Below are 25,825 nucleotides of genomic sequence, written 5' to 3'. Positions count from 1 at the left end.
AACCGACCTCTCAATGAGGTGATCGATGAACGATACAACGCCCCGGCATATCGGAGTCGTGACTCTCCTCGGCGGCATTCTCGAAGACCTTCAAACGTTGATGCGCCAGGAAGCGCAGCTGTTGCGTGATGAGTTCAGACTGGAGTTGTCCAAGACCGGACGAGCCGCGTCCGGATTCGGGATCGGCATTCTATGCGCGGCGATCGCCGCACTGTTTCTCCTGCTGATGCTCGTGCACGGTCTGACCGTGTGGGCGGGCCTTTCGCTGTGGGCCTCCTATGGTGTGGTCGGCGGTCTTCTGGCCGGCCTGAGCGTCGTCTGTCTCGTCAGAGCCCAATCCATGGCAGGACGCGTTCATCTGATGCCGCGTCGGAGTCTCTTCGCCATAAAGGAAAACGTGCAATGGATCAAAGAACGCGTGACGTACAAGAGGATCTGAAACAGATCGACCGCACCCGCGCCGCCTTGGACGAAAAGCTCCAGTTACTCGACCGCCGCATCGACGACACGGTCCGGGAAACCAAAGCGGCAACCCTGGAGGTCTTCGAGAGCGCCGGCGAGAAGGTCTCGCATCTCGTCGAGACCATGAGGCACGGACCGATTCCCTACCTGGTCTCGCGTGCCACCCGGCAGCCCTTGGCTCTCGTCGGCGGGGTCGTCGCGCTCGGCTTGCTGGCCGCATGGATTGATCGCCGCCGCCGGAGCAACGGCGGCATCTATCCCTATTTTCCCTCCACTATCAGAGGCGCGGACGTCATGCCGGACGACGGGCATGCGAGGACTCGACGCGGCGTGTATCCGTTTTTTCCGTCCGTGGAATCCCGACGACTCAACCACCGCCGGACGACCGGCGAGCCGGGGCCTGGATCGGGACGTCAACCCCGTTCCCTCTTACGCACGGTCGGGGAGGACTTGACCGAAGAGTTGCGGCACGAAGGTGTCAGACTGCGTGAGGCGGCACTTTGCGCAAGTCGCTCCCTGTTCCGCGACCTGGCCCAAACCGCCGGCGCCTTGCTGATTGCGCAGTTGAGCCGTCCATCCGGGCGCAGCCGTGATGATCATGTGGATCGGTTGCCGGAGATGAGACGGCTCACATGACCGTTCCAGCGGAACGACGGCATGCCTGGCATTTCATCGGTGCCGGGCTCGGTCTGTTGCTTGCGCTCGGCATTCTGGCCGCATTCCTCGTCGATGAGCCGCTTCGCCAATGGACGGAACGGACCGTCAACGACCGAATCAAGGGTTATCACGTCACGATCGGCGGGCTGGCCGTGCACCCGCTCACGTTATCGGTCGATCTCCACGAGGTGCTGGTCCGCCAAGACATCCATCCTGATCCGCCGATTGCGGCCATGCCACGCATCACTGCGGATGCCCGGCTCTCGCCGTTGCTCTCCGGGAAGCTCGCGGCGGCGGTGCGCATCGATCAGCCGGTCTTCTCGGCCACGAAACAGCAGGTGAACGGCGCGCTGCGGAGGTTCAACAAACCACTGGTGCAGGAAGGAACAGACGGCTGGCAGGAGCAGCTCCGGGAAACTATCGCCTTTGAGGCGGCCTTATACCTGACCAACGGCCATTTCGCCTACGACGAAGGGAAACCCGATTCCGTGCCGGTCCGCATCCAGCGATTCGACCTTGAGGTCGTGAATCTGACGAACCGGCCGGCCGACGGTGACACCCGTCCGTCCGCGCTTCGCCTGAGCGCGCTATTACCCGACGAATCCCACATCGAACTCACCGGCCGGGCCGATCTGCTGACGAAGCCGCTGCCGGCGGTCGAGGCCGACCTGAAGATCCGACACTTGGAGCTCAAGAATTTCCTGCCGGTCGTGCAGCGTTACAACCTCCAAGTCCGCGCCGGGGCGCTCGATTTGACGGGGCGAATCGAGCATTCGAACCGTGCGACGATCGTCTCGATCGAGGAACTCCTGCTCGACAGAGCCCGAATCGATTATGTGCATTCGGCCGCGACCAGCCGTGCAGAAAAGCGGCGGGCCAAAAAGGTCGTGGACAAAGCCGCGGAAGTGCACCGGGACCCGTCGGTGAAAGTCCTGGTCGTGCACGGCACGGTGCAGAACAGCGAAATGGGGTTCGTCAATCAAGCCACTTCACCTGATTACCGCCTGTACATCAGCGAGATGAATCTCGAAATGGACAACTTCAGCAACCGGCTCGAGGAGGGCGCCGGCACGGTCAAGGTGACCGGCAAGTTCATGGGCAGCGGGCCGACCGTGATGAAGGGCATCTTTCGACCGGAAAAGCCGAACCCCGATTTCGATCTGGACGTGAAAATCACCAAGACGAGGGTCGTGGCCTTCAACGACATGCTTCGCGCCTACGGAGATGCCGACACGAAAGCCGGCACCTTTGCGTTCTTCAGCGAACTGTCGGTGAAGAACAAGCGCATCGAGGGCTATGTCAAACCGTTGCTGAAGGACGTCGAGGTGTATGACCCGGCGCAGGACAAAGACAAGGCGCTGACGCGGAAGATCTACGAAGCGGTCGTCGGCGAAGTCCTGGGCCTGATGGAAAATACACCGCGGGATGAGGTCGTGACCGTCACCGACCTCTCCGGCCCCGTCGAAAATCCTCAGGCCAGCACCTGGCAGGTCGTCCAAAAACTGGTTCAAAACGCCTTCTTCAATGCCATTCTTCCAGGATTCGAGCACGGAACGGGTTGATATGAGCCGCACTTCCGACATGGCGTCCGTCACCAGTTCCTCGGCCGCGTACAATCCGTGGAAGTTGGGCGGTTTGACGTTGACCGATCTGGGACGGCGGCTGTGGCGCGAGGCGCAAGAGGACGAATTGCTGGGCCGCGCCGCGCAACTGTCCTACTACGCTCTGCTGGCGCTCTTTCCCGCTCTGATGTTTCTGACGGCCTTGATGGGGCTGTTCTCCGTCGAGGATTTCATGCCCGAGCTGATGCGCTATCTGCGCAACGTGCTCCCGACGGACGCCTTGTCCATGGTGGAGCGGTTCCTGATCCAGGTCGCCGAGGGCAGCGGCGCGAATCTTCTCTCCTTGGGAGCGCTCGGCGCCTTGTGGGCGTCGTCCAGCGGCATGACGGCCATCATCGACGCGCTCGACGTCGTATACGACGTGCGACAGGACTCGCGGCCGTTCTGGAAAATCCGCCTGACCGCCTTGCTGTTGACCGTCGGCTTGGCCGGCTTCGTCATCTTCTCGATCGCGCTCGTGCTGTACGGCCCGTCCATCGGACGATGGATCGCGGATGCTCTCGGTGTCGGAATGATCTTTACGTGGATGTGGACCGTGCTGCAGTGGCCGGTCGTCGTCACCCTGATGCTGTTCGTGGTGGCGGTCATCTACTACACGTGCCCCGACATCAAGCAGGACTGGCGGTGGGTCACCCCCGGCGCTGTCTTCGCCGTCGCGATGTGGGTGGTCATGTCGTTGGGATTCAAAGCCTATGTCGAACACTTCGGCGACTACAACAAGGTCTATGGGTCGATCGCCGGCGTGATCGTGCTGATGCTCTGGCTGTATTGGAGCGGACTGGCGCTTCTGATCGGAGGTGAGATCAATGCGGAAATCGAAGATGCAGCGACGGAACGGCAGGGCCGCCCACCCACCGGCCTCCACGGTGCCCCGCACCCGGCGTAACAGAGCCGGCGCCCATCGGCCCGCTCACCCCGACGGTACGGCCGATCACACGGACAACGAGGCCTCCGCATCCCGTGTGCTCTGGAAGGGCGCCATCAGTTTCGGACTGGTGCACATTCCGGTCGGCTTGTATTCGGCGGAGAACCGCAGCAGCTTCGACCTCACGATGCTGGACCGTCGCTCCATGCACCCGGTCGGCTTCAAGCGGTACAACAAGGACTCGGGCGAAGATGTGCCGTGGAACGACATCGTGAAGGGCTATGAGTACGAAAAGGGCCGTTATGTCGTGCTCACCGACGAAGATTTCAGGAGGGCCAACATCGAGGCCACCCAAACCGTGGAGATCGTGAACTTCGTCCCGCAGGAGGCGATCAGCCCCCTGTATTTTGACACGCCCTACTACCTGGCGCCGGACAAGCGCGGGGAGAAAGGCTACGTCTTGCTGCGCGAAACCCTCAAGCAAACCGGAAAGGTCGCCATCGCCAACGTCGTCATTCGCACCCGCCAGCATGTCGCGGCGCTTCTGCCGGTCGGCTCCGTCATCGTCATGAACACCCTCCGATATCCCAACGAATTGCGGCCTTCCGACGAGTTGGACATTCCGTCCGGAAACCTGAAGGCCGTCGGGGTCAATGCGAGGGAAATCGACATGGCCCGGCGGCTGGTTGACGAAATGAGCGAAGACTGGAAACCCGAGACATACCGGGATACCTACCACGGCGACCTGCTGGCGCTGATCGAAAAGCGTGTCCAAGCAGGCCAAACGGAAGCGGTCGAACAGCCGGCGGTCGAGGAAGAACAACCCTCGCCCAAAGGTGAGGTCATCGACCTGATGGCGCTGTTGAAGCGGAGCGTGGAAACTAGAGGAAAATCCGGTAAACCGGCGGGGCCGTCCGGAAGCCGCGGACGAAAGGCGGGCCGAAGCGCAGCTTGACCTGCTCGCCTCCACAACCCATTCATTCTTCTAGCGGAATTCCTATCTCTAGGGGTCTCCCCAGTGGTCAATGCCGCACGATCATCTAGACTCTCCCTGCCACTGGCAATCCCTCAGAATGGGCGCGCATACTGAAGTTCCGGCTTCGCCGCGTTGGAGGACCCCATGAATGGTTCCGCATCGCATCGGCCTTCATCAGCACGAATGTCCCCGCGACGCATCGCCCTGCACTCAACTCTTCCTGCTTCCGTCCTCGGTTCTCCACCTTCTGTACCGTCTTCCAACGGACGATGACGAATAGAGATGTAACGGGATGAACCAAGAACGCATCCGGGCAGGGCTATGGGGTATCGTCACCCTTCCGGTGATTGCGCTGGCTCTCGTCGCCGGCATGCTGATGTGGCAATTGGCCCGGATGACCGAGGCCAACAGTCAGGTCGCCCACAGTGATCGTGTGATCAGCGAAACGGACCGGGCGATGGGTCTGCTGGTCGACATGGAAACAGGTGTGCGAGGCTATCTGCTCACCGGCGAGCGTCTATTCCTCGAGCCATACCGCGTCGGGTCCCGAGATCTGGATCCGGTGTTGAGTCTGGTTCAGTCCCTCGTCCACGACAATCCCGCTCAAACGGCCACGCTCGAAGCCCTGCGACACGGGGTAGCAGATTGGCGTCGCTATGCCGAGCGCACGATGGCCTCGGAGCCCTCGACGGAGAGGCAACATAATTCCGCGCTCAGCGTCGAAGGGAAGAGACTGTTCGACGCCATGCGGAAGCACGTCAACGACCTCCTCACCACCGAGCAATCCTTGCGCGACGCCCGCAGCGTCGAGGCGGCCGAGAGCGCCCGTCTGTTCAGGGGCATGACCCTGTCCGCGTTGTTGGGAATCGGCCTGCTCATCGCCTGGGTCGTACATCGGCGCATCACACGCATTTCGGCCGTCTATGAGGACGCGATCGGATTGAAGCATCGGCAAGCGGCCATGCTGCAGGAACAGGCGCATATTTTGAACCTGGCCACCGTACTGATCCGCGATACGGACGACCGGATCGTTCAATGGAACGACGGAGCAAGCCGGCTGTACGGGTTCGACGCATCGGAGGCGATCGGGCGGATCTCCCATGAATTGCTGCGAACGCGTTTTGCGGAACCGCTTGAGCGGATTCGCACCGCATTGTTCCGCGACGGAAAATGGAACGGGGAGCTGAAGCACCAAACCAAGGACGGACGACTGCTCGTCATCGACAGTCAATGGCTGCTGCGACGGGACCAGAACGGCAGACCCACGGCGATCCTCGAGGTCAACAGCGACATCTCCGAACGTAAAGCCGTCGAGGAAGCGCTCCGGGTGAGCGAGGAGCGCCTGCGCCTCTCCCAGCAAGCCGGCGGCATCGGCACGTTCGACTGGAACATCCGCACCGGCGTCAATACCTGGACCCCGGAACTCGAGGCCCTCTATGGCCTTCAACCCGGCGGTTTCATCGGCACGTTCGAAGGCTGGTCGCAGTTTCTCCATCCGGCCGATCGGGGGGAAGCCCTGCGCCAGGTGCACGAATCGCTGGACAACCACGCGGTCGTGCGGTGCGAATTCCGTATCGTGCGTCCCGACGGAGCGGTGCGTTGGATGTCCGGACGCTGGCAGGTGTTCCGCGATGAGGACGACCGTCCCTTGCGGCTCACCGGCGTCAACATCGACGTCACCGAGCGCAAGCAGACCGACGAGGCCTTGCGCGCCAGCGAAGGCGAGTTGGCGGAATTTTTTGAGAACGCCAGTCTCGGCATCCATTGGGTCGGCTCGGACGGGACGGTTCTCCGTGTCAACCAAGCCGAACTCGACCTGCTGGGCTATGACAGGGACGAATACGTCGGCCGGCACATCGCCGGCTTCCACGTCGATCAGCCCGTCATCGACGACATCCTTTCCAGGCTCACCTGCGGAGAAACCCTGCGGGAGTACCCCGCGAGGCTCCGATGCAAAAACGGATCGATCCGTGACGTGCTGATCAATTCCAACGTGCGGTTCCAGGACGGGCAGTTCATCCATACCCGTTGCTTCACCCGTGACGTGACCGACCAAAAACGCGTGGAGCAGGCCCTGCGAGAGAGCGAAGCCCGATTCCGCCTGATGGCGGACGCCTCCCCGGTGCTGATCTGGGTATCGGACCTCGACCGGCACCGCACCTATTTCAACAAGGGATGGCTGGATTTCACCGGCCGCACGTTGGAAGAGGAAACCGGCATGGGCTGGACCATCGGCGCCCACCCCGACGACGAAGCGCGATGTTTCCATCTGCAGACCGAGGCGTTCGACCGGCGGGAGCCCTTCGAAACCGAGTTCCGCCTCCGGCGGGTTGACGGCGTCTACCGGTGGATCCTTGATAGAGGAGTGCCGCGTTTCGATGAGCACGGCACCTTCCTCGGTTACGTCGGCTCCTGCGTCGACATCACCGATTTGAAACACGCGCAGGATGCCTTGCGGGACAATGAGCAGCGGTTGAGCGGCATCATCACGTCGGCCATGGATGCGATCGTCACGATCGACGCCCAGCAGCGGATCACGGACTTCAACAATGCGGCCGAGGCCATGTTCGCCTGTTCAGCCGACGTCGCCTTGGGGCAGCCGATCGATCGATTTTTGCCCCAAAGTTTCCAGGCGCTCCAAGCCCGGGAACTCAAGGCGTTCGCCAAGGGCGCCACCTCGGAACGGCGCAAGGGTGCCCACGGCACCGTCCATGGGCGTCGCGTCGACGGCGAGGAGTTCCCCGTCGAAGCGTCTTTTTCACAGTTGCAAACCGCGGCCGGCAAGTTCTACACGATCATCCTGCGCGACGTGACCGAGCGACTCTGGCAGGAACAGGCGTTGCGGCACAGCGAGGCACGCTATCGCGATCTCATTCAGGCCCTGCCGGCGGCCGTCTACACGTGCGATGAGCGGGGCCGCATCACCCTCTACAATCAGGCGGCCGTGGAGCTCTGGGGCCGGGAACCGGAGGTCGGCAAAGACTTGTGGTGCGGGTCCTGGAAGATGTACCAACCGGACGGCCAAGCGCTTTCGCCGGATGAATGCCCCATGGCGGTCAGCTTGCGCGAAGGCCGCGCGATCCGAGGCCGGGAGATCGTCATTGAACGGCCGGACGGGACGAAGCGGCACGTCCTCCCGCACCCGGAACCGATCCGGGACGCCGGGGGCGCGGTCATCGGAGCCGTGAACATGCTCGTGGACGTCACCGAAAGCAAACGCGCCGGCCATGCCATCGGCCAGTTGGCGGCCATCGTGACGTCCTCCGACGACGCCATCATCAGCAAGGATCTGCGCAGCATCGTGACCAGCTGGAACGGCGGAGCGGAGAAACTGTTCGGCTACACCTCCGGCGAAATGCTCGGCGAATCGATCTATCGGCTCATTCCTTCCGACCGCCACGACGAGGAGGACACGATTCTCACGCAGATCGGCCGTGGCGAACCGGTCAGCCATTACGACACCGTCCGGGTCCGCAAAGACGGCACCATGTTGGATATCTCATTGGCCGTCTCTCCCATCGTCGACATCCATGGCACCGTGGTCGGAGCCTCTTCGATTGCGCGGGACATCACCGAGAAGAAGCGCGCCGAGGAGGCGTTGCAGGAACGGGACCTGGCTCTGACCGTCTCCAATGAAGCGCTCACGAGACAGAAGGCCGCCCTGGCCGAGGCCAACAAGGAGCTGGAAAGCTTCTCGTACTCCGTCTCGCACGACTTGCGGGCGCCGCTCCGCACGATCGATGCCTTCATCCGCATTCTGGAAGAAGACCACAGCTCGCAGCTGGACGCGGAAGCGCTGCGCTGCATGCGGATTGTCCGGCAGGCCGCCGGACGGGCCGGCGAATTGATCGATGACCTGTTGGAATTTTCGCGTCTCGGCCGTCTCGGCATGGATTTCCGTCCGGTCGCCATGGCCGACTTGGCGCGCGACGTGGCGGAGGAGCAGCGCGTCCTCCATCAAGACAGGACCATCGAGCTGATGATCGCGGATCTGCCGCCCTGTCATGGAGACTGGCGGCTCCTCAAGCTGGTCTGGACCAACCTCCTGTCGAACGCGTTCAAGTACACCAAGACCCGGGACACCGCCCACGTGACGGTCGGCTGGCTTCCGGACGACCAGCAGTCCGACGCCGTCGTGTACTATGTGAAGGACGACGGGGTCGGGTTCGACATGAAGTATGTGCACAAACTCTTCGGGGTCTTCCAACGCTTGCATTTGAAGGAGGATTTCGACGGCACGGGAGTCGGGCTGGCCATCGTCCACCGCATCGTGTATCGGCACGGCGGCCGCGTCTGGGCCGAAGGCAAAGTGGAGGGCGGCGCGACATTTTATTTCTCTCTGCGAAAGGCGTTGAGACCATGAACGATGTGGAGATTCTGTTAATCGAAGACAATCCCGAGGACGTCGAGATCACCTTGCGCGCATTCCGCAAAAACAACCTCACGAACAAAATCCACGTCGTGCGGGACGGCGAAGAGGCGCTGGAATGCCTGTTCAGCACGGGGCGATACAGCGAGCACAGCACCTGTCATCAAACGCGGCTGATCCTGCTCGACCTCAAGCTGCCGAAAGTCGACGGCCTCGAGATTCTCCAGCGGTGCAAGGCCGATCCGCGCACGAAAAACATCCCCGTCGTGGTTCTGACCTCTTCGAGGGAAGAACAGGATCTGATTCGCAGTTACAACCTGGGCGTGAACAGCTACGTGGTCAAGCCCGTCGACTTTCCGCAATTCAGCGACGCGGTCCGGCAGTTGGGCATGTATTGGATCCTCCTGAATCAGATCCCGGCCGAATTACCGGGGCAGCATCAATCGCAATAACCCTAGGCGATAGGAGCGCGGGCCATGGCACCATTGAATTTGCTGATCGTCGAGGATGACGCGGCCGACATCGAATTGGTCGTCCGTGAACTCAAGAAGAGCGGCTATGAACCCTGTTGTCTGCCGGTGACCGGCCGGGACGCCTTTCTGCAAGGCCTCGTCGAGCATCGGCCCGACCTCATCATTTACGACCACAACCTGCCGCAATTCAGCTCGGCGGAAGCCTTGAGGCTCACACAGGAGCACGGGGCAGGCATTCCTTTCATCATCGTCTCGCATGCGATCGGTGACGAGGACGCCGTGGCCCTGATGCGGGCCGGCGCCGCGGACTATCTGTTGAAGGACCGGTTGGGCCGCCTGGGCGAGTCGGTACGCCACGCGCTCGAGCAGCGCCGGCTGCGGGAGGAGCACGCGGCCGCCCGGCAGTCCATCGTGACCCTGAATGAAGAACTGGCGCTCCGGATCGCCGCGCGGACGGCCGAACTGCGGGTGGCCAACCATTCCCTCGAGCAGGAACTCGAGCAGCGCAAACGCGCGGAAGAGGCGTTGCTGCGGCTGAACAGCGAACTGGAGCAGCGGGTCGAGGAGCGGACGCGGGACATCATCGCCTCGCACAACCGGCTCCAGGCACTGGCTTCCGAATTGACGCTGGCGGAACAGCGCGAGCGCAAACGCCTGGCCGCTGAACTGCACGACTATCTCGCACAAATGCTGGCGTTGGGACGGATGAAGGTCGCGCAGCTCCGCTCGAAACTGTCTCAGGGAGGCCGGATCGAGCCGCACGTGACGGAAATCGACGATCTATTCAAGAAAGCCGCCGAGTACACCAGGTCGTTGATGGCGAAATTGAGCCCGCCCGTGCTCGACGAACTCGGACTTCCGGCGGCGCTGACGTGGCTCGCAAGCGAAATGCCGCTGCACGGCCTGAAGGTGGACGTGCGGCTCGGAACGGAGAAGGTCGCGTTGCCCGACGATCAGTCGGTCCTGCTCTTTCAATCCGTGCGGGAGCTGCTGCTCAACGTCGCCAAGCATGCCGCCACCGACTGCGCCACGGTGACGTTGGAGGTCGAGGACTCTGGCCGCCTCCGTCTCGAAGTGCAGGATCAGGGCCGCGGATTCAATCCCGCCGCTCCCGAGTCCAAGCCGGCCGGCTCGCACTTCGGCCTGTTCAGTGTGCGGGAACGCATGCAGGCAATGGGCGGATGGTTCAACGTCACGAGCGCACCGGGCGTGGGGACCACCGCCACGCTCAGTCTGCCGTTGCTCCCCGCCCCGGAAGCCAAGCGGGTCGACGCCGATCTGCAGCCCGCGGATGCCGCACCCCTTGTATCCGACACACCGCCGGATACCGATATTCCCCGCATTCGCGTGCTGCTGGTCGATGACCATGTCATGGTGCGCCGGGGCCTCAAGGTCATTTTGGAAGGCTTTCCCGATCTTACGGTCGTCGGTGAGGCGGGAGACGGGCGCGAGGCCGTGGAAAAAGTGGCGGAGCTGGCTCCCGATCTCGTGCTGATGGACATCAACATGCCCTGGATGGACGGCATCGAGGCGACCAAGCGGATCAAGCAGGAGTGGCCGGAGACTCCGGTCATCGCCCTGTCCATCGATAACCAGCCGCACACGCGGGATGCGATCACGGCGGCCGGCGCGACGATGTTCGTCTCCAAGGACGCCGCGGCCGAGCACCTGCATGACGTGATTCTCGCCGCAGGACGCACCGATCGCTCCGAAGGATTCGTCCAGCCCGAACGTCTGTCGTGACGTGCATGCAACGATCCAAGCCCACACCTGATGGTCAAGAGCGCATCGGGCGGGACCGGGTGCGGCTTCGGCGAGGACGGCAATCTCATCATGAGTGAACGTTCTCACCACCAGACCGGCTCCCAAGCCCCCTTTGACGGCGACGGCGAAATGGACCGTCGCGTCCGAGCGTTCGACTGGTCCAAGACACCGATCGGCGCCGTCGAGTCTTGGTCGCCGACGCTGCGCACAATGGTAAACTTTCTCCTCGCCAACCGATTTCCCCTCTTGCTCTGGTGGGGCCCCGACTACGTCTCGCTCTACAATGATGCGTATCGGCCGATCCTCGGAGCGAAACACCCCAACTCCCTCGGACAACCGGTGCGCGACTGCTGGAGCGAGATTTGGCACATTCTTCAGCCGTTGATCGATACGCCGTTTCACGGCGGCCCTCCGACGTGGAATGACGACCTCATGTTGGAAATTAACCGCCGTGGCTTCATCGAAGAGACGCATTTCACGATTGCCTACAGCCCCGTTCCGGACGACACCGTGCCGAACGGCATCGGTGGAGTCCTGGCGACCGTCCACGAGATCACCGACAAGGTTGTGGGTGAGCGCCGGCTCAATGTGCTCAAAGACGTCGGCATGGGAGCCCTGGATGCCAAGACCCCTGAGGAGGCCTGCGCCATCGCGGCACACGTCTTGTCCGGACATCCGCAAGACATTCCTTTTGCGTTGCTCTATCTCGTCGATACGCCGCGGGACTGCGCCCGACTCGTCGGTGTTGCGGGCGCGGCTCCGGACGGGCCCGTCGCACCATCCTCCATTTCTTTGAAGCGCCACGATGACACGGTCCCCTGGCCCTTGGCGGAAGTCATGGCCACCGAAACTCTTCTCTTGCTTCCGGGGTCGACTTCCCGGTTTCCGACTGTTCCGGGGCCGGGGACGGAACCATCAGCCGGAGCAGTCGTCGTCCCCATTCGGTCGAACGTCGCGCACGAGCTGGCCGGCTTCTTCGTGGCCGGTCTCAGCCCCCGCCTCCAATTCGACGACGGATATCGAAGCTTCCTGGAATTGATCTCCACACAAATTGCCACAGGCATTGCCTCTGCCCGGGCCTACGAGGAAGAACGGAGACGCGCCGAGGCTTTGGCCGAGCTCGACCGGACCAAGACCGCATTTTTCAGCAATGTCAGCCATGAGTTCCGCACGCCGCTCACGCTGATGATCGAACCCTTGCGGGACAGCCTGGACGACCAGACCACACCCTTGGCTCCGATCCATCGGGATCGCCTCGGCCTCGCGTACCGAAACAGCCGGCGCCTCCTCAAGCTGGTCAATACCCTGCTGGATTTCGCCCGCATCGAGGCGGGCCGGGCCCTTGCCCGCTACGAGCCGACCGATTTGGCGGCATTGACCGTCCAGCTCGCCGCGGTCTTCCGGTCCGCCGTCGAACGGGCGCAGCTCAGACTGACGGTCGATTGCCCGACCTTGTCCGAGCCGATCTACATCGACCGGGAAATGTGGGAAAAGATCGTCCTGAATCTCTTGTCCAACGCCTTCAAGTTCACGCTGCAAGGAAGCATCACCGTCGTGCTGCGGCAAGACGGGTCCGGCGCGGTCCTGGACGTCCGCGACACGGGGGTTGGGATTCCCGACGAAGAGTTGTCGAAGATCTTTGAGCGATTTCATCGCGTGCAGGGCGCGGGAGGGCGGACGATCGAGGGCAGCGGGATCGGTCTGGCGCTGGTCAAGCAACTCGTGCAGCTCCACGGCGGTTCACTGACCGTCACCAGTATCCTGAATGAAGGATCCGTCTTCACGGTCCGGATTCCCTTCGGTACCGCCCACTTACCCGCGGACCAAGTCGGACCGGTCGGCTCTCTCGAGTCCGGCGGCGCGAAGGCCGATCTCTATTGGAAAGAGGCGCTCCGCTGGCTTCCGGACGAGCAGGGTGACGGGCAACCGACGTCGGAGCCGGAGGCCGATCCGGAACCGTCGTTCCGGTTTCTTCATGGAGCATCGGATCAACCACGGCCCCGCGTGCTGTTGGCCGACGACAATGCCGATATGCGAACGTACCTCACCCGGCTGCTGGATCCCTACTTCGACGTGGACGCCGTGACGGACGGATCCGCCGCGCTGGCCGCCGCGCGAGCCCGGCCGCCCGACGTCATCCTGAGCGACGTCATGATGCCCTCGCTCGATGGGTTCGGTTTGGTGCGCGCGCTGCGCGCCGAGCCCTCGACCAGGGCCATTCCGATCATTCTGTTGTCCGCCCGGGCGGGCGAGGGATCCCGCATCGAAGGGCTGGCGCGTGGCGCGGACGACTATCTCATCAAGCCGTTCAGCGCGCGGGAGCTTCTCGCGAGGGTCGAAAGCCACTACGAATTGGCGCGCCTGCGTCGAGACATGCAGGGAGAGCTCGCGCGCAGCAAGCTGTTTCTCGAACGTATGGCGGCGGCCACCCCTGACATCCTGTTTGTCCACGACATCCAGGAAGGCCGCAACATTTACTCGAACAAACGTGTCGACACCATACTCGGCTACAACTCGGCGGAGATTCGGGGAATGTCCGGTGACGTGATTGATCAGATCGTCCATCCCGACGACCTTCGGACGACGCGTGAATGGTTCGCACGGTTCGACGGAGTCGAGGAAGGAGAAGCCCTGGAACATGAGCACCGGATCCGGCACGTGGACGGGTCCTATCGCTGGCTGCTTTCGAGAGCGACGGCGTTCGAACGAGGCCCGGACGGACGGGTGAAACAGATCATCGGCGTGGCGACTGACATTACCGAACGCAAGCAGGCCCAGGAAGAATTACTCGCCCGCAGCCGGCAGCAGCGCTTGCTGTTCGAGTTGGCCGAAGCCGTCAACCATGCGGACGCGCTCCCCCAGCTGTACGAACAAGCGCTCGACTCGATCATCCAGACGCTGGACGCCGACCGGGCGTCCATCCTCCTCCTCGAGAACGACGGCGTCATCCGGTTCAAAGCCTGGAGGGGCCTGTCGGAGGCGTATCGGCGAGCCGTGGAAGGGCATTCCCCCTGGAAGGCCGATGAAACGGATCCCCGGCCGATTACCATCGGGGACATTGCCGCTGCCGATCTCGAACCGGGACTGAAGGCGACGATCGTCGCGGAGGGTATCCGCGCGTTGAGCTTTATCCCGCTGATGTACGGCGGAAGGCTCCTTGGAAAGTTCATGGTGTATTTCGATCGGCCCCGGATCATGGATCCGAACCAGCTCGCCCTGGCCCAGGCGATCGGAGGAACCTTGGCCACCGGCATCGACCGTCGCACGGCGGAAACCCGTTTACGGGAAAGCGAAGACCGGCTCCGTTCGTTCGCCACACAGCTGGAGCAGATGGTCGCAGACCGAACCGACAAGCTGATGCAGTCGCAAAAACGGTTGCGGGCCATGGCGACGGAGTTGAACTTCGCCGAACAGCGGGAACGAAAACGGATGGCCATGGAACTGCACGATCATCTGGCGCAAATGCTGGTGCTGTGCCGTCTCAACCTGGGACAACTGAGACGGTCGACGAAATTGGACGACAAGGGAGCGGAGTTGGTCCAGCAGACGCAGGACGTCTTGAGCGAATCGCTCACCTATACGAGAACCCTGGTTGCCGATCTGGCCCCGCCCGTGCTGCATGAGTTCGGCCTGGTCGCCGCGCTTCGATGGCTCGCCGACCGCATGGTCCGCCACAGCCTTCAGGTGGACGTCCGAGCCGACGGTGTCGGCGAGGTGGTGCTCGCGGAAGATCAAGCCGTCCTGCTTTTTCAATCGGTGCGGGAGTTGCTGATCAATGCGGCCAAGCACGGTCAATCCGGCCGTGCGCTCCTGTCGATCGAGCGGCAGCCCGGAAGCCTGTGCATCGAGGTCGGAGACGATGGAAAGGGATTCGATCCCAGCACCGCCTTCGCCGTCGAAGTGCCGACGGCCCTGTCGTCGAAGTTCGGCCTCTACAGCATTCGCGAACGGATGACTGCGCTCGGTGGACGCCTGGATTTGGTCTCTCAGCCCGGCAATGGGACCAAGGCGCGGCTGGTGCTGCCGTTGAGGGAAAAGGCGGAAGCCCTGAGTCCGGCGTCCGACGGCAGCGTGGACTCCTTGCCCCATGTCGCCCCACCCCTTCTTATGACCCAGCCGGAAGACCTGCTGAGGGAATCGCGGCTCGCCAGGCTTATGCCGCGGCAGAAGACGATGATTCGGGTGCTGCTCGTCGACGATCACGCGATGGTACGCCAGGGTCTGCGCAGTGTCCTGGAAACCTACGCCGACGTCGAGGTCGTCGGGGAGGCCCGGGACGGCTTCGAAGCCCTCGCGTGCGTGGATCGTCTGCAGCCCTCCGTCGTCGTCATGGACGTCAATATGCCGGGGATGAACGGAATCGACGCGACCAGACGGATCAGGGCGTCCCATCCGCACACGATCGTCATCGGCTTGTCGGTAAATGCCGGCACCGAGAACGATCAGGCCATGAAGCAGGCGGGCGCCGCCGTCCTCTTGACCAAGGAAGCCGCGGTCGACGAACTCTACAGCGCCATTCAGGTTCACCAGACGACGGGCGCTGCCGGGCACATGCGGCGGATCTGATCCGGATTTTAGCGGCTATTCCTGCGGGTTTTCTGTGCCATTCTCCCGTTGCTAGGGGTTCCCCTAGTTGGCAATTCTCCGCCTGGGCGTATGTTCCGTCGGGTCGATCCTACGCCGTTTTCCACCCCATCGTCCCTATTCGAAGGAGGCCGGCATGAAGGGCACTGCCGTGGACTTGAAGACATCGAAGGCCTCCATGAAAAACGGCCATCTTCGCCAGAACGTCAACCAACAGCTCGGCGAGATTCTGGATGTCATGACGGCATATCGCAATGGAGATTTTTCCGTGCGGCTGCCCGGCACGTGGACCGGCATGCTCGGCAAGATGGCGGACACGATGAACGGCATCCTCGACGTCAGTGAACGGCGGGCCAACGAAACCGTGCGGGTCTGCCGCGTCGTTGGAAAAGAAGGGCGATTGAGACAACGCCTGTCCGTCCCCGGCGTGACCGGCGGATGGGCGGACGAGATCGACTCCCTGAACCAATTGATCGACGACCTCGTCTCTCCGACCACAGAAGTCACCCGCGCAGTCGGCGCCGTGGCCAAGGGGGACCTCAGCCAGGCCATGGCCCTCGAAAAAGACGGCCGGCCGCTGGAAGGCGAATTTCTCCGGAGCGCCAAACTGCTCAATAAGATGATCGAGCAACTCTCGGTGTTCACCTCCGAAGTCACGCGCGTCGCCCGTGAAGTCGGCACTGAGGGCAAACTCGGCGGCCAGGCCCAGGTCAAGGGCGTCAGCGGCGTCTGGAAGGAATTGACCGATTCCGTCAATCAGATGGCCGGAAACCTCACCGCCCAGGTCCGCAATATCGCGGAGGTCACGATCGCGGTGGCCAATGGCGATCTCTCGAAAAAAATCACCGTCGACGTGCGCGGCGAGATTCTCCAGCTCAAAGAAGCCATCAATACGATGGTCGAACAGTTGCGGTCCTTCGCCTCCGAGGTCACCCGCGTCGCCCGCGAGGTCGGCACCGAGGGCAAGCTCGGCGGCCAGGCGATCGTCCCCGGCGTCGCCGGCACCTGGAAGGATCTCACCGACAACGTCAATTCGATGGCCTCCAACCTGACGGCCCAGGTCCGCAACATCGTCGAAGTCACCGTGGCTGTCGCCCGCGGCGACCTCTCCCGCAAGATCACCGTCGACGTGCGCGGCGAAATTCTTCAGTTGAAAGAGACGATCAACACGATGGTGGAGCAGCTCCGGTCCTTCGCCTCCGAGGTCACCCGCGTCGCCCGCGAGGTCGGCACCGAGGGCAAGCTCGGCGTGAACGCCGCCGTCCCCGGCGTCGGCGGCACCTGGAAGGACCTGACCGACTCCGTCAACGCCATGGCCAACAATCTGACCGCCCAGGTGCGGAACATCGCGGAAGTGACGACCGCCGTCGCCCGCGGCGACCTCTCCCGCAAGATCACCGTCGACGTGAAGGGAGAAATCCTGGAGTTGAAAAACACGATCAACACGATGGTGGACCAGCTCAACGGATTCGCCGCCGAGGTCACCCGCGTCGCCCGCGACGTCGGCACCGAGGGCAAGCTCGGCGTGCAGGCCGCCGTCCCCGGCGTCGCCGGCACCTGGAAAGACCTCACCGATTCGGTCAATGCGATGGGCGTGAACCTGACCGCCCAGGTCCGCAACATCGCCGAGGTCGCAACCGCCGTGGCCCGCGGCGACCTCTCCCGCAAGATCACCGTCGACGTGAAGGGCGAAATCCTGGAGTTGAAAAACACGCTCAATACGATGGTGGACCAGCTCAACGGATTCGCCGCCGAGGTCACCCGCGTCGCCCGCGAAGTCGGCACCGAAGGCAAGCTCGGCGTGCAAGCCGTCGTCCCCGGCGTCGCCGGCACCTGGAAGGATCTCACCGACAACGTCAACTCGATGGCCAACAACCTCACCGCCCAGGTCCGGAACATCGCGGAAGTCGCCACCTCCGTCGCGCGCGGTGATTTGTCGCGCAAGATCACCGTCGACGTCAGCGGGGAGATCCTCCAGTTGAAAGAGACGATCAACGTCATGGTCGAGCAGCTCCGGTCCTTCGCCTCCGAAGTCACCCGCGTCGCCCGCGAAGTCGGCACCGAAGGCAAGCTCGGCGGCCAGGCCCAGGTCAAGGGCGTCAGCGGCGTCTGGAAGGAATTGACCGAGAGCGTCAACGAAATGGCGGGGAATCTGACGGCCCAGGTGCGCAACATCGCCGAAGTCACGGTGGCGGTCGCTAACGGCGACCTGTCCAAAAAGATCATCGTGGACGTCCGCGGCGAGATCCTCCAGCTCAAGGAAGCGGCCAACAGCATGGTCGAACAGTTGCGGTCCTTCGCCTCCGAGGTCACCCGCGTGGCCCGCGAAGTCGGCACCGAAGGCAAGCTCGGCGGCCAGGCCCAGGTCAAGGGCGTCAGCGGCGTCTGGAAGGAATTGACCGATTCCGTCAATCAGATGGCCGGGAACCTGACCGACCAGGTGCGGAACATCGCCGAAGTCACGATCGCGGTGGCCAACGGCGACCTGTCCAAAAAGATCACCGTGGATGTCCGCGGCGAAATCCTCCAGCTCAAGGAAGCGGCCAATACGATGGTCGAACAGTTGCGGTCCTTCGCCTCCGAGGTCACCCGCGTGGCCCGCGAAGTCGGCACCGAAGGCAAGCTCGGCGGCCAGGCCCTGGTCCCCGGCGTCGCCGGCACCTGGAAGGATCTCACCGACAACGTCAATTCCATGGCCTCCAACCTGACGGCCCAGGTCCGCAACATCGCGGAGGTCACGATCGCGGTCGCTAACGGCGACCTGTCCCGCAAGATCACCGTGGACGTCCGCGGCGAGATCCTCCAGCTCAAGGAAGCCATCAACACCATGGTGGAACAGCTCCGGTCCTTCGCCTCCGAGGTCACCCGCGTGGCCCGCGAAGTCGGCACCGAGGGCCGTCTGGGCGTCCAAGCCGTGGTGCCGGGCGTGGCCGGCACGTGGAAAGATCTCACGGACTCGGTGAATGCCATGGGTGCGAACCTGACCGGACAGGTCCGCAACATCGCCGAGGTGACCACGGCGGTCGCCCGCGGCGACCTCTCCCGCAAGATCACCGTCGACGTGAAAGGCGAAATTCTGGAGTTGAAGAACACCATCAATACGATGGTGGACCAGCTCAACGCCTTTGCGGCCGAAGTCACCCGTGTGGCCCGCGAAGTCGGCACCGAAGGCAAACTGGGCGGACAAGCTCTGGTCACGGGCGTGGCCGGCACCTGGAAGGACCTGACGGACTCGGTCAACGTCATGGCGACGAATCTGACCGACCAGGTCCGCGGCATCGTCAAGGTGGTCACGTCGGTGGCGAACGGGAATCTCCGGCAGCGGCTCATGGTGGAAGCCAAGGGGGAAGTCGCCGCGCTGGGCGAGACCATCAACAACATGACCGACACGCTCGCCACGTTCGCCGACCAGGTCACCAACGTCGCCAGGGAAGTCGGCGTGGAAGGACGGCTCGGCGGGCAAGCCAACGTGCCCGGCGCCGCCGGTACCTGGAAGGACCTCACCGGAAACGTCAATCTGCTGGCGGCTAACCTGACGACCCAGGTGAGGGCGATCGCCGAAGTGGCCACGGCCGTGACCAAGGGGGACTTGACCCGCTCCATTCAGGTGGAGACCCGCGGCGAGGTGGCCGAGCTCAAAGACAATATCAACACGATGATCAACAATCTGCGCGAGACGACGGAGCGCAACAAGGAGCAGGACTGGCTCAAGACCAACGTGGCGAAATTCACGCGCATGTTGCAGGGCCAGCGCGACCTCTTCACCGTCGGCCAGATGCTGTTGTCCGAATTGGCCCCGCTGGTCGAAGCGCAGGAAGGCACCGTCTATCAAATGGACGCCGCAGAGGGCCAGCATCCGTCCCTGGGGCTTCTGGCCTCCTATGCGCGGCAGCGGGGACAGGCCGAGCGGTTCGCCGTGGGCGAAGGCCTCGTCGGGCAGTGCGCCCTGGAGAAACAGCGCATGCTCCTCACCGACGTGCCCGCTTCCTATGCGGTAATCCATTCGAGCCTCGGAGAATCGACGCCGGCCAACATCGTGGTTCTGCCGGTGCTCTTCGAAGGACAGACGAAGGCGGTGATCGAGCTGGCCTCGCTGCGCCCCTTCACGGTCACCCACCTGACCTTCCTGGAACAACTCACGCAGAGCATCGGGGTCGTCCTCAATACGATCGAAGCCACGATGCGGACGGAGAACCTCCTGCAGCAGTCGCAGCAGCTCACGATCGAGCTCCAGTCCCAACAGAAGGAGCTGACCCAGACCAACGAGGAGCTCGAGCGCAAGGCCAAGCAGCTGGCCGAGCGAAACACGGAGGTCGAGCGGAAGAACAAGGAAGTCGAGCTGGCTCGGCGGGCCCTGGAGGAAAAGGCGGCGGAGTTGGCGCTGACGTCCAAGTACAAATCGGAGTTCCTCGCCAACATGTCGCACGAGTTGCGCACGCCCCTCAACAGCATTCTGATTCTGGGCCAGCAGCTCGGCGAGAACACGAGCGGGAACCTGACTCCCAAACAGGTGGAATTCTCCAGAAACATCCACAGCGCCGGGTCGGACCTGCTCAATCTGATCAACGACATCCTGGATCTCTCGAAGATCGAATCCGGCACGGTCACGGTCGAAGCCGAGGAGATGACGTTTCCGTCGCTCCGTGACAGCGTCGAACGGAATTTTCGACACGTCGCGGACTCCAAGAATCTGCCGTTTTATGTCGAGTTCGACGCGAGCCTGCCGCGTGCCTTTACGACCGACCCGAAGCGGCTGCAACAGATCCTCAAAAACCTCCTGTCGAACGCCTTCAAGTTCACCGCGCACGGACAGGTGGCGATGAACGTGCGGTTGGCGGCGGAAGGATGGACGGCGGATCATCCCGTGCTGAGCCGGGCTCAGACGGTCGTGGCCCTGTCGATCGCCGACACGGGCATCGGCATCGCGCCCGAAAAACAGAAACTCATTTTCGAAGCGTTCCAGCAAGCGGACGCCGGGACCAGCCGCAAGTACGGAGGGACAGGGCTGGGGCTCGCCATCAGCCGGGAGTTGGCGACGCTGCTCGGCGGAGAGATCCGCTTGTTCAGCGAGCCCCGGCAGGGCAGCACCTTCACCCTCTACTTGCCGTTGATCTATACGGGGCCGTCGTCGTCGGAACTCCGACCCGCCGGCGCGCCCACGCCCCTCGGCCATGCGACCCCGTCGCTGCCGATTCTGCCGGTTTCGTCGGACGACAAGATTCCTGACGATCGCGAGTCGGTGACGCCCGGCGATGCGGTTCTGCTCATCGTGGAGGACGACCCGCACTATGCGAGAGTCCTCCTCGGCCTCGCGCGCGACAAAGGCTTCAAGGGCATCGTCGCCACCAAGGGCGGCCAGGCCCTGGCCTTGGCCGCCGAATACTGTCCCGCCGCCATCACGTTGGACATTTTTCTTCCGGACATGCTCGGCTGGACGGTCCTGAACAATCTCAAGATGGATCCCAAGACCCGTCACATTCCGGTGCAGATCATTTCGCTCGAAGAGGAGCGGCAGCACGGCCTCTCACACGGCGCCTTCTCCTACATGGTCAAACCGGTCACGACCGAGGGGCTCGAATCGTGCTTCGACCGGATCCGCAACTTCATCACCCCCCACCTCAAGCGGCTGCTGGTCGTCGAGGACAATGAGCTGGAAAGCCGCAGCATCCGCGAACTGCTGTTGCACGACGACATCGAGATCGTCGAGGCGGGCACCGGCGCCGCCGCCCTCCAAGGCCTGAGGACCCAGCCGTTCGATTGTTGCGTGCTCGATCTCCGCCTGCCCGACATGAGCGGTTTCGATCTCCTTGATCAGATCAAGACCGATCCGGAGCTGGGCAATGTGCCGATCGTGGTCTTCACGGGAAAGGATCTGAGCCCGGAAGAAGAGCGCCGGCTCAAGGCCGTCGCCAAAAGCATCGTGATGAAGGACGTCCAGTCGCCCGAGCGCCTGTTCGACGAAACCGCGCTGTTCCTCCACCGGGTGGTCGCGGATCTTCCGGAACCCAAGCAGCAATTACTGGCGCGCCTGCACGACTCCAACGAAGTCCTGCGCGGCCACAAGGTGTTGGTCGTCGACGACGACGCGCGAAACATTTTCGCGCTGACCACGGTGCTGGAAAACCAAGAGATGGACGTCGTCAGCGCCACCAACGGGCGCCAGGCGATCGACATCATCCACGACGCCTCGAATTTGAGCGTCGTCTTGATGGACATCATGATGCCCGAAATGGACGGCTACGCGACGATCCGCGAGATCCGCAAGCATCCGCAGTTCCGGTCGCTGCCGATCCTGGCGTTGACCGCGAAAGCCATGAAGGGCGATCGGGAAAAGTGCCTGGAGGCCGGAGCGTCGGATTACGTGGCCAAGCCCGTCAACACGGACCAGCTGCTTTCGATGCTGAGGGTGTGGCTGTACCGATGACGCGCCACACCGACGAACCGCAAGGGGACCGACCGGTCCGACTGTCTATGGACGCCAAAGGCGGAATCAAAGACCGCGCCAACATTCTCCTGGTGGACGACGATGCCAGGAACCTCGACGTGCTCGAGAGCATTCTCGAGTCCCCGGACCACCGGCTCGTCCGCGCCAGAACGGCCGACGAGGCATTGCTGTCCCTCATCGCCGAGGAATTCGCCGTCATCGTGCTCGACGTCCGAATGCCGGAGGTGAGCGGCTACGAACTGGCCCAGCTGATCAAACAGCGGAAACGGACTCAACACGTTCCCATCCTGTTTCTGACGGCCTACTACCGGGAGGACGCGGACATCCTGCAAGGCTACGGCGCCGGCGCCGTGGACTATCTGAGCAAGCCGGTCAATCCCCTCATTCTCAAGTCGAAGGTCGGCGTCTTCGTGGACCTCTTCCGAAAGACGCGCGCGCTGGCAACGATGAACCGCGCCATGGAAGCGGAGATCGAGGAACGGTTGAAGCAGTTGAAGGCGTCGCTCCACGAAAAGGAAATCCTGCTCAAGGAAATCCATCATCGGGTCAAGAATAACCTGCAGGTGATCTCGAGCCTCATCGACCTGCAAGCCGACCGGCTCACCGATCCGGTCGTCCGCGCCCTCTTCAAGGACGCGCGAGACCGGGTGCGGTCCATGGCGCTGGTCCACGAGAAGCTGTACCAATCGCCCGATCTGGCCCATGCCGAACTCGGCGCGTACATTCGCAACGTCATGGACGAGCTCTTTCTGGCCCACGGGGCGACCTCGTCCAAGGTCCGCTTGCGCATGGAGCTCGATCCCGTGCTGCTTCCCGTGGACATGGCGATCCCGTGCGGCCTGATTCTGAACGAATTGGCGACCAACAGTCTGAAACACGCGTTCGTCGGCAGGGAATCAGGCGCCATCGTGATTCAGTTGATCTGTACCGAGAGCCACGCGGTGAGGCTCGTGTTCCATGACGACGGCCGCGGACTTCCGGAAGGGCTCGACTGGCAGGCGGCGGGTTCGCTGGGATTGCGGCTCATCCGGATGTTGAGCCGGCAACTCAACGCGGACATCGCGCTCCGCAACGGATCCGGCACTACGTTCGAATTGCAATTCAATCTCCCGGCGGGCTCCCGAGGTCCCTCGTCAGAAACCAAGGCGGTCGAAGATGCCAAAGGGCAACATTCTCATCGTTGAAGACGAAGCGGTCGTGGCGGCGGACCTGGCCGGCAAGCTCGAGCGGGCGGGCTATCGAGTCGTCGGCATCGCCGCGGACGGGGAGGACGCCCTCGAAACCGCGGCCGCGCAACTGCCGGACCTGGTGCTGATGGATATCCGGCTGGCCGGCCAGATGGACGGCATCGAAACCGCGGAGCGGATCCGGGAGGCACGCAGCATCCCCGTCATCTATTTGACGGCCCATTCCGATGCGAGCACGCTGCAACGGGCCAGCATGACGGAGCCGTTCGGCTACATTCTCAAACCCTTCGACGAACGCGACATCACCACCCAGATCGAGATCGTGCTCTACAAACACGAAGCGGAGAAGTCCCTTCGTGAAAGCGAAGAGCGGTATCGTACGCTGGTCGAAACGGCGACGGACGGCATCATCACGCTCGATGCCGCAGGCGTCATTCTCTCCTGCAACGCCGCCACTGAACGGATGTTCGGTTATCGCCGCGAGGATCTCCTGGGTCGCAAGGTGACGATGCTGATCCCGGCCTGGTTCGAGCGTCGCGAGCCTGAACCCGACCGGATCGACAGTCGCCGGGCTCCGCGAGACGGCCTTCGCCGCGACGTGACGGGACAGCGGCGGCAGGGAGCGGAATTTCCGCTCGAAGTCGCCGTGAGCCGCTCGTCCATCGCCGGGGAAGCCTGTTACATGGGCATTCTGCGCGATGTGTCGGAGCGGAAGCGCGCCGAAGCGGAACTCCGTTGGCGGGCCGACCTCCTCGAACAAACGCACGAGGCCGTCATCGTCTGGCGGATGGGGGGCGGCATCCTGTATTGGAACCGCGGCGCGACCGAACTCTACGGGTGGACGGTCGCGGAGGCGACGGGACGGTCCGTGCATCGTCTGCTCGAGTCCGCGCTGCCTTGCCCCCCGGCAGACTTCGACCGGCGGCTGCTCGAAGCCGGTCATTGGTACGGGGAAGTCCGACAGCGGACGAAGGATGGCAGGACCGTCGTCGTCGAAACGCGCATGGTCCCCATCCCGGACGGTCCGGAGGACGTGCTGGTGCTGGAAGCGAACCGCGACGTGACCGACCGTCACACCATTCACGAGAAAGTCTGCCGGCTGGCCGAAGAATTGGAACAGCGGGTCGCGGAACGGACCAGAGAACTGGTAACCTCCCAGGATCTGCTGCGCGCGCTCGCGTCCGAATTGACCGTCACGGAACAACGGGAACGGCGGCGGGTGGCGACCGAGCTCCACGACTACCTGGCCCAGCTGCTGGTCTGCGCGCATCTCAAGGTGTCGCAAGCGCGCCCCAAGCAGGGCAATTCGGAAACGGAGGGGTGGCTGGACCAAGCCGCGGAAGTGCTCCAACAGGCGCTCAGCTATACCCGGTCGTTGGTCGCGCAGCTGACCCCCATGGTCCTGCATGAATTCGGCCTGCCTTCGGCCATTAGATGGCTGGCCGAGCAAATGCACAAGCATCAGTTGACCGTGGACGTGGAGATCCAGGCAGCCGACCCCCTGCCGCTTGCCGAAGACGAGGCCATTCTTCTCTTTCAATCGGTCCGGGAACTGCTGATCAATGTGTCCAAGCATGCGCGCGTCGATCGCGCGACCGTCCGCCTGACGGTCGCCGAGGGCATCCTGCGCATCGAGGTACGGGATGAAGGCAAGGGCCTCGACTCGGCGGGCCAAGAGCCGTCGAAGGACGATTCCACCGAACTCGAACAGTCGGCGCGGTTCGGTCTGTTCAGCATCCAGGAGCGGATGAAGGCCCTGGGGGGATGGTTCACCATCGCCTCCACGCCGGAGACGGGAACGGTCGCCGCCATTACGCTCCCCTTGCGCGAACGGACGGAACCGCACGACCGGGACGCGTGGATCGAGCATCCGGACAGCGGGCCGGAAACCATACTACGCCGGTCGCCCGAGACGGATCGTGCCGCGGCGGATCCGCTGCAGACGCGTTCCCCCGTCCGGCCTCCCATCCGCGTGTTGCTGGTGGACGACCATGCCTTGATGCGGCAGGGACTGAAAGGCCTTCTGGAGGACGGCACCGACATGACGGTGGTCGGCGAAGCGGCCGACGGAGAGGAAGCCCTCGCCATCGCCGAGACGCTGCGCCCCGAAGTCGTCATCATGGACATCAACATGCCCAAAATGGACGGCGTCGAGGCGACGAGACGCCTCAAAAAACGCCTGCCATCGACCGTGGTCATCGGACTTTCGATGCATACGAGCGCCCATCACCGCGACGCGCTGAAAGACGCGGGGGCCTTCGCCTATCTCACGAAGGGGTCGGTCTCCGACCAATTGAAGCAGACGATCCTCGCCGCCAGCCTCGGGCAGCGGCCGACACCCGGGACGGAATCCCCGATGCCGGCCGACGAAGTGTCGCCTTCCCAGCCGGCTTCACAGACATTTCCCCATGCGGAGTGATC

At 63.1% G+C, this 25,825-nt stretch carries 12 protein-coding genes; all 12 read left to right on the top strand.

Annotated features, from left to right (window positions below):
- The first annotated feature begins 25 nt into the window (after positions 1-25).
- The 12 genes from NSJP_RS05495 (at position 26) to NSJP_RS05440 (ending at position 25,823) form a co-directional block, all read left to right on the top strand.
- Positions 26-439, top strand: coding sequence for a phage holin family protein (locus NSJP_RS05495; protein ID WP_080885918.1), 414 nt, complete (start codon positions 26-28; stop codon positions 437-439).
- Positions 403-1,098 (top strand): hypothetical protein, encoded by a 696-nt coding sequence (locus NSJP_RS05490; RefSeq protein ID WP_080885917.1) that lies wholly within the window; start codon positions 403-405, stop codon positions 1,096-1,098. The genes NSJP_RS05495 and NSJP_RS05490 overlap by 37 nt, the downstream gene beginning before the upstream one ends.
- Entirely contained in the window at positions 1,095-2,681 is a 1,587-nt protein-coding gene (locus NSJP_RS05485) for a DUF748 domain-containing protein (protein ID WP_080885916.1), read from the top strand. Before NSJP_RS05490 ends, NSJP_RS05485 begins: the two co-directional genes overlap by 4 nt.
- A gap of 1 nt (position 2,682) precedes the next feature.
- A complete protein-coding gene (locus NSJP_RS05480; RefSeq protein WP_172834184.1) occupies positions 2,683-3,627 on the top strand; it encodes a YihY/virulence factor BrkB family protein in 945 nt (314 codons plus the stop codon).
- Positions 3,548-4,561 carry a non-homologous end joining protein Ku gene (gene ku / locus NSJP_RS05475; RefSeq protein WP_197685488.1) on the top strand — a complete coding sequence of 338 codons (1,014 nt, stop codon included), beginning with the start codon at positions 3,548-3,550 and terminating at the stop codon, positions 4,559-4,561. Before NSJP_RS05480 ends, ku begins: the two co-directional genes overlap by 80 nt.
- A gap of 313 nt (positions 4,562-4,874) precedes the next feature.
- Complete coding sequence (locus NSJP_RS05470; RefSeq protein ID WP_080885913.1) at positions 4,875-8,945, top strand: PAS domain S-box protein; 4,071 nt, start codon at positions 4,875-4,877, stop codon at positions 8,943-8,945.
- Positions 8,942-9,403: a response regulator gene (locus NSJP_RS05465; protein ID WP_080885912.1), complete on the top strand. Its 462-nt coding sequence runs from the start codon at positions 8,942-8,944 to the stop codon at positions 9,401-9,403. The genes NSJP_RS05470 and NSJP_RS05465 overlap by 4 nt, the downstream gene beginning before the upstream one ends.
- A gap of 24 nt (positions 9,404-9,427) precedes the next feature.
- On the top strand, positions 9,428-11,167 hold the full coding sequence (locus NSJP_RS05460) for a response regulator (RefSeq protein WP_080885911.1): 1,740 nt from the start codon (positions 9,428-9,430) through the stop codon (positions 11,165-11,167).
- Between the two features lie 90 nt (positions 11,168-11,257).
- Positions 11,258-15,754, top strand: coding sequence for a response regulator (locus NSJP_RS05455; RefSeq protein WP_172834183.1), 4,497 nt, complete (start codon positions 11,258-11,260; stop codon positions 15,752-15,754).
- 256 nt (positions 15,755-16,010) lie between these two features.
- Positions 16,011-22,196 carry a HAMP domain-containing protein gene (locus NSJP_RS05450; RefSeq protein ID WP_407938650.1) on the top strand — a complete coding sequence of 2,062 codons (6,186 nt, stop codon included), beginning with the start codon at positions 16,011-16,013 and terminating at the stop codon, positions 22,194-22,196.
- On the top strand, positions 22,193-23,401 hold the full coding sequence (locus NSJP_RS05445) for a sensor histidine kinase (RefSeq protein WP_080885908.1): 1,209 nt from the start codon (positions 22,193-22,195) through the stop codon (positions 23,399-23,401). Before NSJP_RS05450 ends, NSJP_RS05445 begins: the two co-directional genes overlap by 4 nt.
- Positions 23,373-25,823, top strand: coding sequence for a response regulator (locus tag NSJP_RS05440; protein WP_080885907.1), 2,451 nt, complete (start codon positions 23,373-23,375; stop codon positions 25,821-25,823). Before NSJP_RS05445 ends, NSJP_RS05440 begins: the two co-directional genes overlap by 29 nt.
- The last annotated feature ends 2 nt before the right edge of the window (positions 25,824-25,825 follow it).

This window comes from Nitrospira japonica (genome assembly GCF_900169565.1).
GTDB classification, from domain to species: Bacteria; Nitrospirota; Nitrospiria; order Nitrospirales; family Nitrospiraceae; genus Nitrospira_C; species Nitrospira_C japonica_A.
Note: the sequence above shows the minus strand (reverse complement) of the source record. Positions and strands in the feature narration are given on the sequence as shown.